At 35.8% G+C, this 5,334-nt stretch carries 4 protein-coding genes; all 4 read right to left on the bottom strand.

Features of this window, described 5'->3' with window-relative positions:
* Positions 1–83 precede the first annotated feature (83 nt).
* The gene (locus ACFO5Y_RS05670) at positions 84–2,006 is read right to left on the bottom strand and encodes a fructose-1,6-bisphosphatase (RefSeq protein ID WP_138403617.1); all 1,923 of its coding nucleotides are present in this window, start codon (positions 2,004–2,006) and stop codon (positions 84–86) included.
* Between the two features lie 198 nt (positions 2,007–2,204).
* Positions 2,205–2,699 (bottom strand): redoxin family protein, encoded by a 495-nt coding sequence (locus ACFO5Y_RS05665; protein WP_138403618.1) that lies wholly within the window; start codon positions 2,697–2,699, stop codon positions 2,205–2,207.
* 80 nt (positions 2,700–2,779) lie between these two features.
* Entirely contained in the window at positions 2,780–3,997 is a 1,218-nt protein-coding gene (gene thiI / locus ACFO5Y_RS05660; RefSeq protein WP_197105343.1) for a tRNA uracil 4-sulfurtransferase ThiI, read from the bottom strand.
* A gap of 12 nt (positions 3,998–4,009) precedes the next feature.
* On the bottom strand, positions 4,010–5,152 hold the full coding sequence (locus ACFO5Y_RS05655; protein WP_197105344.1) for a cysteine desulfurase family protein: 1,143 nt from the start codon (positions 5,150–5,152) through the stop codon (positions 4,010–4,012).
* Positions 5,153–5,334 lie beyond the last annotated feature (182 nt).

Raw genomic sequence — 5,334 nt, 5'->3', positions numbered from 1 at the left:
AAGCAACAACTTATGCTGCTTGATCTTGATTAAAATGAGTCATCAACCCTATTTGACAAAGAGCCAAAAATAAAGAGTTCTAATTAATAACGCTCGTAATTTTTAAAGAGTTCCTCTAAATCAGCAATCTCTTTTTGAAGTCTTTCGCCAACGGTTGTCTCTTTAACTCTTGTTCGGTCTTCTACACGATCAACCAAACGTTTAACTGATACGATATCTTTCTTATTCATCACCGCATCATCAATCGAATCAAATGGTTGGTGAGCTACTAACTGCATTCCCCAACTGTTTGATAATAAAGTATAGCCGGCAATACCAGTTTGTGAATGATAAGGTTTTGAGAAACCTCCATCAATTACAATCAAGCGACCATTTCCTTTAATTGGGCTCTCGCCGTCTTTTGCTTTGACGGGTGTATGACCATTAATAATATGTGCTGTCTTATCCAGCCCAAATTCATGTAAAATATCTAAACAATTAATCTCATTATTTCTTAATTGGTAGTACGGGTTCTTAGGTTCTTTATGCGTTTCCTTATCTTCGACGTAATAACGTTCAAATGTCTTCATCGCACCTTTTCCAAATAGGGAAGACGAATCTCCGCACCATAAATACCACATAATATCCGTTGAGAAATCATCTGAAACTTCTCTATTAATGAAAGCTTTGTAGACATGAGTTTCAAAGAAATCGAGTAACTCTTTTCCAGCATAAGACATATTATCAATACGTAATGATTTAAAGTCGCCATTTTCATGCATTGGAATTCCACCATGAATAAGTAGGTTGTTATTGTAAACTAAATACATTCCTCCATTATCCAATAAGAAGTTAATGTGGCGTCTAAGTTTTTCACTTCCTAAGAATGAATCTTTTAGCTTCTCAAGTAATGCTTCTTCTTCCTCTGTTAGCTCATTAGGATTATCCCAGTTTACTGTTGGTGCATGGAAGTTACTTAAAGCATACTCTTTTCCTTCAATCTTAATTGTTTCTTTTTCTGGATTAATGGCACTCAACATGTCACGATTTTCCATCATAAAATCAGGACGTCTAGTATACAGTTGTCCCTCTAGTTTCAATTGAAGAATACTTGTTGCTTGTTGGATAATATTTAAAATTCGATATTCTAATTCAGAAACTTCATTGATATCGCTCAGTCTAGGATTGAATTTATCGATAGGCTCATAGTATTTATCTGCATACTCAATTAATGGTCTAATGTTAATTCCATATGACTCTTCAATGACATCTAAATTATTGTAACGAGATGAGATACGAATCACATTCATAATTGAAACAAGTGAACCTGCCATCGCTGCCATCCAAATAATATCATGGTTCCCCCATTGGATATCAATACTTGGCACGGCCATTAAACGGTCAATAATCTTATCTGGTGCGGGTCCTCGATCATAAATGTCTCCAACAACGTGTAAATGATCAACGACTAAATGTTGGATCGCAATACATAAAGAACGGATTAATGGTTTCGCTTGTCCTAATTCAATGACTTTATCAATAATTGTATCAAAGTAATCTTCTTTATTTGAAACTGGATTCGATTCTGAAAGTAATTCATCAATAATATAACGGTACTGTGAGTCTAACGTCTTTCTCACTTTCGAACGAGTATATTTTGTACTTGAGAATAAAGTTACTTCAATTAATAAATGAATTTGTTTACGATACCAATGAATAATCTCTTCGCTATTTAAACGATTCTCTTCCAATGTTATCTTGCCTGTTGGGTAATAGATTAATACGCTTAAATCGTCAATATCTACATTATCACGGTCTTTAAAGCAGCTTGCTACCTTTTCCTTAATACTCCCTGAACCGTTACGCATAACGTGGTTAAAAGCGACATACTCACCGTGCAAGTCACTCACAAAGTGCTCAGTCCCTTTAGGTAATTGCATAATTGCTTCTAAATTAATAATTTCTGTTAGTACACTTTCCTTAGTCGGAAATTTCTCCTTTAAAAGTGCATAATATTTATTATTCATTCCTAATCACCCCTTTAATATATAATAGTACATTTTCTACAAAAAGGCTTTAGATTTATTATAATTTTATTTTATTCCTTCTAAATGTCTGTCTAATATTACTTCTACATGCCAAAAATATAGCTAAAAGCAAAAATAACCGCCCAAAATAATATTTGGGCGGTTAATTAGTCATTGTATTTTGGGATATAACTTATATTATAGTTTATCTGCAGCTTCTAAAGCTGAGTCATAATCAGGTTCGTCAGCAACCTCGTCGACGATTTGTTTGTATTGGATGACTCCATCTTTATCTACAACAAATACAGAACGCGTTGTACGAACGTCTCCACCTAATTCAATATCTAAACCATACGCTTTACCGAATTCTCCATCAGCATCCGTATAAGTATCAACATTAAGTTCGTTTTCTTTATTCCACTCATTAAATTCATCCACTGTATTACGACCTAGTGTAATGTATTTATAACCTTTGTCAGCTGTTTTCTCAGCAAAGTTCTTAGTTTGTAATTCACATGTACGAGTTAATACATCAGGTACAACACTTAGAATTGTTACATTGCCTTTAATGACATCTGCTAATTCTACTTTGTCACCTTTGTTGTTAGTAACTGTTGCGTTAGGTGCTTTGTCCCCTACTGAAGGTTGAGTACCCTTAACTTCGATTGGATCGCCTTTAAATGTTACTTGCATGATATAACTCCCTTTCATATTTTAATACTATAGTTATTATATCGCTTGCAAGTGAATACTTCAAAGATTCTGATTGCCTATTACAGTAAGTTTGCAAAATCAGCTTCTTGGTTTTTTATATAATCTTCATCGATTTTTTCGATGTGTGTATTCTCAACGGCATCTTTTACTAAGGCTTCGACATCTAGAGCAAGTTCATAGTCTTCAATTTTTTCTTGTTTTGGTTTCGTATGAGGCGCTGTTGGTGCAAATACTGTACAGCAATCTTCATAAGGTTCATTTGAAATATCAAAGGTATCGATCTTCTCAGCTAAGGCGATGATTTCGTTTTTATCTGTCGCAATTAATGGTCTGAAGATCGGGGTTGATGTCACTTCATTGATGACACGCATACTCTTAATTGTTTGAGAAGCGACTTGTCCTAAAGATTCCCCGTTAACAATTGCGTCCGCATTATTTTGTTCAATGAGTTGATCCATGATTCGCAACATAAAGCGTCTCATTACAGTCATGGATTCGCTGTCCGGTACATGCGCTTTGATTTCTTCTTGGATTTTAGCAAATGGGACGTTGTGGAACTTAATTGGCATTCCAAAGTGTGCTAATTTAGCGGTTAATTTTTTCGCTTTTTCTAAAGCTTGTGGACTTGTATACGGTGGACTACTGAAGTGAACGGCTTCAATCTCCATCCCACGGCGCATCATTAAATACCCTGCAATGGGTGAATCAAAGCCACCCGATAACATTAACATACCGCGCCCACTTGAACCGTATGGCATCCCTTGTAGTCCTGGGTAGGATAATAAACTTAAGTAAGCTTCATCTTTAAGGTGGATACTCACTGTCAGTTTATAGGTTGGTCGTGTCATCTTAACGGCTAAGTTTTGATAGGCTTCCCCGATAACATCTCCGACTTCACGTTGAATTGCGTACGTATCAAGTTCAAATTCTTTATCTGATCGTTTAGCCACTACTTTAAAGGATTCACCGTCTTGAATATTCAATTCACTAAATAATTCTAAAGCTCTTTTTTTAATTGCATCCATGTCTTTTGCGACAGGATAAACTGGTTCAAAACGTGAAATTCCTGGGATATCTTTTAATACTTCAATGAGCTCTTCGTAACTTGCTTGTTCCCATTTAATAAACATAAAATCACGGTTTGGATAAATTTTAATACGTTCAATATGTTTTGTCTTATGTCTAATTTGTTCCGCCATCTTCTGTTGGAACATTTTACGGTTTTTACCTTTTGTCGATAATTCTCCGTAATGAATTTTAATTTGTTTTTCTTCCATTATAACTCCCCTTTAGGCGTAATTCTTAAATTGTTCGGTTACTTGTTCTAAGGTTGTAAGTAAATAATCAACGTCTTTATCTGTTGTTGTATGTGCCATACTCAGTCTGATCGCTGATTTACTAATCTCATCAGGTATATTCATGGCTTTTAACGTCGCGTGTTCTTGGTGTGAGCGACTTGCACATGCACTTGTCGTTGATACAAAAACATCATGTGCTTCTAAGGCATGTAATAACACTTCGCCCGGAACGGGTGCTAAGGCTGCACAGACAATATGCTCACTACCAGTTGCCTCAGCAAATACCTGCCAATCAAGATTTGTTAACGTATCAATAATTCTACTGCGGTAGTCTGCTAATCTTTCTTTTGTATCTACTTGGATTTCATTCATTTTTCTTAGCGCTCGACTTGTCGCCACTATTCCCGCTAAATTCTCAGTACTACTACGTCTACCTGTCTCTTGTCCACCACCATGAAGTAAAGGCATGTTAGGAACACGTTGACGTTGGGCTAGTATGCCTACCCCGCGCACTGAGTGGAATTTATGACTTGATAAAGTAATCATGTCAATGCGTGGTTCACGCAGTAATTCGATCTGTGAAGTGATGGTCTGAACGCCGTCCATATGCCAAATCACTTGTGGGAATTTCTGCAATAAAGTTGCGATTTCTTTAACAGGTTGAATCGCTCCAACTTCATTGTTTACGCCCATGACTGACACTAGTAGAACTTCATTATCTAGTAAAGATTCAAAGTGAGCCAAGTCAATCTGTCCGTTGCCATCAACGTTTATCAGCTCCACTTGGTAACCCAATGATTCTAATAGTGGAATTTGTTTCATTGTAGCTGGATGCTCAATCGAAGAAATTAATACCTTGTTTCTATTAGGATGAATTTGTTTAATTGCTTTTAAGATCGGTTGCATGACCCAGTTATTCACTTCGGTCCCGCTTGAAGCAAAGTAAATTTCATTGCTTTCAAAGCCTAATATTGTAGCAATTTGTCTGCGTGCAGATGTCATTAAAGCTTTAGCTTCTTCTCCAAGTTTATGTGCACTTGAGGGATTCCCAAAGTAATTTAATGACACTTTCTGATAAATATCCAGAATCTCAGTTGTCGGCTTTGTTGTTGCACTATTATCGAAATAATACATGGCATTTCTCCTTCTACAATTTTTCTTATCTATAAAATTATTCTAAAAACAGCACCAAACATTATAACATAGCTTTGATTAGATGTCAGTGTATATATAATATTTCCTAAACATAAAAAATCATGAGATTGCTTCGCAATCCGAATGACATTTAAAACACTGTGCACCATTTTCTTGTTATA

Origin of the sequence: Ruoffia tabacinasalis, assembly GCF_042652985.1 — a bacterium.
Classification (GTDB): Bacteria; Bacillota; Bacilli; order Lactobacillales; family Aerococcaceae; genus Ruoffia; species Ruoffia tabacinasalis.
This window is presented reverse-complemented; position numbering and strand designations above follow the sequence as displayed.